Here is a 3,679-nt window from a genome sequence, read left to right on the forward strand (position 1 = left end):
GAAATATAGTGAAGGGATTTAAACCATGAGAAAACATTTGGTGATTGTATGTAGTTTGTTTTTTAGCATTCTTTTAAATAGTATTCCTGCCCATGCAGCTGGTTATAAGCCGAGTAATATTTATATTGTTAAGCAAGGCGATTCGTTGCCGCGAATTGCTACTAAATATGGAACTAACGTCAATGTCCTAAAAGTGACCAATGGATTGCAGTCCAATACATTATTAATTGGCCAAAAATTATGGGTTCCGACCACGTATGAAGTGGTTGCTGGGGATACTCTGAGAGGCATCGCGTCTGCTTTCCATTCTTCCGTCAATCGGATTAAAGTAAACAATAAACTTTCATCTAATCAACTATATATCGGGCAAGTGCTCAAGATTCCACCTAAAAAAATGACGATGCAAGGGCAGCATATCTTAATGACGAGGGAGGAATTTAGGGTTTGGTTATTTAACGCTCAGATTAATAGGAACGTGACTCTCATTCAACAACATCACACCTATTTACCGTCCTACAAGCAATTTAATGGATCCAATCATTTTCAAATGTTAATGGGGATGGAAAATTTCCATAAAAGAAGAATGGGCTGGAGTAATATCGCTCAAAATATTACCACTTTTCCAGATGGAAAAATAGCCGTTTCAAGACCCTTTAACATCGCCCCCGAAGGCACCATTGGACCAAAGGTGAACGCAACAGGGATCGCCATCGAAAATGTTGGCAATTTTGATAAAGGTCATGATGTTATGACTGCGGAACAAAAGGAAACGATTGTTTATATTACGGCCGTGCTTTCTTTAAAATTCGGATTAACTCCATCGATTGACAGTATCACCTATCATCATTGGTGGAATTTACGAACAAAGGAAAGAGTGCTGGATAGAGGTCCAGCTTACAATGTAAAAACATGCCCCGGAAAAGGATTTTTTGGAGGTAATTCCACAACCAGTGCCATTAATCATTTTTATCCCCTGGTATCACGTAAAATGCAAGAAATTTCAGCCTCAACGCATTAAACAAAGCATTCATGAGGGCAAATATTAAATTGATTTATGGATATTTGTCCTCATGAACGACACATGAGGACAAATTTTGTATTTTATTTAGGGTTTCTGTCCGCATGAACGTTCCATGATGAAAATTAATGCATTTTGAAATAGCCATTAAAACAGGTAGATTTTCTATTATAATATGTAGGTAAATTTTAATAAATATTTGTGGAATTACCAAGTTAATAAGTAATTAGTCCTATTTTTCAATGATTTTCCTTTTAAACACGAACATTAAGATTAATATTTGCAATAACATTCACCTTTTTGTTGTAATTCCATTATAAGTTTGTTATATTAAGAAAGTAATAAATTTCATATCGTTACTCGTATATACTCGGTAATATGGTCTGAGTGTCTCTACCTGGTTCCCAATGAAAGAACTAGACTACGAGTTAAAGTATTCGGCTTCTTTTCGGCATTTCGTGCTGCAGCCATTTTATAATTTTGCATAACTGCTTAATTATCAATACTTTGACTTTCGTACGTCTAGAGGGGTAGAGTTCAATCTACATTTCTAGACTTTTTTTATTATCGAGTGTATCCTACCATCCAAGAAAAGGGGCGCTTATCTATGAAAAACAACATGCTAAAAAAATGCACGCTATTAGCAGCGATTGCTGTACTGTTAATAACTGTATCAGTAGGAGTTAATAAAACTTTCCTACATGAAACAAAAGTAGAAGGTGCCGGGAGACCCATTCTTATTGAAGGTCCAATGCCTATTGAAGCAGAACATTTTGCACAAAAGTTAGAAAAAGTTAAAGTGGAAAAGTCAGGAACCTTTGTGTTTTACAAAGGAAAGTTAAATAATTATCCTGTTATCGTCGTTAAAACAGGTAAGGGAATGGAAAATACAGCTGCTGCTACAGCAGTAGCGATTGAAAAATATAACCCGATCGCCATTATCAACCAAGGAACATCGGGCGGCCATGACCCAAGTTTGAACGTGTTTGATATTGTTTTAGGAAAAAGAACGACAAACATTGGTTCATTAAAAACAGGAAATATGGAAGAAAACCATGGGATGGACCCAACTAATTGGAAACCAATGGACTTAATGGCTTCTGAAGGAAGTGGATCAGATCCGAACGCTGAAAAAGTCCGTTACTACGAAGGTGATGAAGATCTGCTTGCAGCTGCTAATGCCGTAAAAGATCAATACACCAAGGGTAAGGTAGTTGAAGGTACAATCGGTTCAGCCGATGTTTGGAACAATGAAGTGGATCGTATTAAATGGTTCCATACAAATTATGGTACATCGGTAGAAGAAATGGAAGGTGCCGCAGCAGCACAAATTGCCCAAGCATATGACGTTCCATTCTTAGGAATTCGTATCCTATCTAATAACAAAACAAATGGCGGAAAGTACGACCCAAATACAGGACCAGCAAATCAAGAGTATGTATATGAAGTCGTAAAAAAATATATTGCGACCATTCAAAGCAAATAAGTAGTAAGAAGTGCCGATATTTCGGTAAAGTTACCAAAGAGCTGTTTACACAGCTCTTTTTTTAATCGGACTAGAGTTATTGCAAATATGGGATGTTTTTGGAAAAATACCACCATTATTCAACGATCATTTACATCGTGATCACCACTTTTCCCTGTGCGTGTCCTTCTTGAAAATATCGGAATGCTTCGGGTACTTCGCTTAACTTATAACTCCGATCAATGACAGGTTTGACTTTACCCGCTTCAAGTAGCTCTTTCATATAAATCAAATCATCGCGATTCGGTCTTTGTAAAAAGGTACCCATTTTCCTTTTTCCAGTCATTGAAATCCAAGGACCGAGGACCATGGCTTGGAACATTTGTGAACCTGAACCCCCAACATGCACAAAAATTCCATCCGGACTTAATATCCGCTTGTAAGCTGAGAGTGGTTTATGTCCGTTAACTCCCAGTATGAGGTCATAAAGCTGTGGTTTTTGGGTAAAATCTTCCTTGGTATAGTCAATCGTATGGTCTGCTCCAAGCGATTGCAAAATGTCTACATTTCTTGTACTGCACACACCGGTTACTTCAGCTCCGAATGATTTTGCGATCTGGACTGCGAAAGTACCGACACCACCCGACGCACCATTTATTAATACCTTTTGGCCTGACTGAAGCTTACCTTTATCCCGTAGACCCTGTAGGGCTGTCACACCCGCCATAGGGACCGAAGCGGCCTCTTCATAAGAAAGATTAGCTGGTTTTAATGCTAGTGCACGTTCCGGAACTGATACATATTCAGCAAAGCCTCCCCAGCCAAAACCTGATAGATCACCAAACACCTCATCACCTGGTTGGAACTGCTGTACATCTTTGCCAACCGCCTCAACTTGACCTGCTATGTCACCTCCAGGTATGCCGTATTTTGGTTTAAAGAGTCCGAACGCAAGACGGGCTAAGAACGGTTCTCCTTTTAAAAGGACCAAGTTACTAAAATTTACGGAAGCACCCTGTATTTTTACCAGTACCTGATTGTCCCCAGGGATAGGTTTTTCTACCTCTATTAATTCAAGCACATCAGGGGGACCATATTTGTTAGAAACGATTGCTTTCATTAGAACCTCCTCATTTCCTTTCATGTGTTCCATGTAACTTATTGCCTTCAAATTAAAGGATATTCCAGTTTAAAGA

At 38.6% G+C, this 3,679-nt stretch carries 3 protein-coding genes and 1 riboswitch; of the genes, 2 read left to right on the plus strand and 1 reads right to left on the minus strand.

What is annotated here, in order from left to right:
• Positions 1 to 25 precede the first annotated feature (25 nt).
• On the plus strand, positions 26 to 1,018 hold the full coding sequence (locus tag V7137_RS15415; RefSeq protein ID WP_335698905.1) for a peptidoglycan recognition protein family protein: 993 nt from the start codon (positions 26 to 28) through the stop codon (positions 1,016 to 1,018).
• Between the two features lie 340 nt (positions 1,019 to 1,358).
• Positions 1,359 to 1,462, plus strand: a riboswitch (purine riboswitch).
• A 163-nt stretch (positions 1,463 to 1,625) separates the two neighbouring features.
• Positions 1,626 to 2,504: a 5'-methylthioadenosine/S-adenosylhomocysteine nucleosidase gene (locus V7137_RS15420; protein ID WP_335698906.1), complete on the plus strand. Its 879-nt coding sequence runs from the start codon at positions 1,626 to 1,628 to the stop codon at positions 2,502 to 2,504.
• A gap of 130 nt (positions 2,505 to 2,634) precedes the next feature.
• Here V7137_RS15420 and V7137_RS15425 read toward each other — a convergent pair whose 3' ends face one another.
• Positions 2,635 to 3,603, minus strand: a complete 969-nt coding sequence (locus V7137_RS15425) for an NAD(P)-dependent alcohol dehydrogenase (protein ID WP_335698907.1) — start codon at positions 3,601 to 3,603, stop codon at positions 2,635 to 2,637.
• Positions 3,604 to 3,679 lie beyond the last annotated feature (76 nt).

It is taken from the genome of Neobacillus drentensis, from assembly GCF_036962765.1.
GTDB lineage: Bacteria > Bacillota > Bacilli > Bacillales > Cytobacillaceae > Neobacillus > Neobacillus drentensis_C.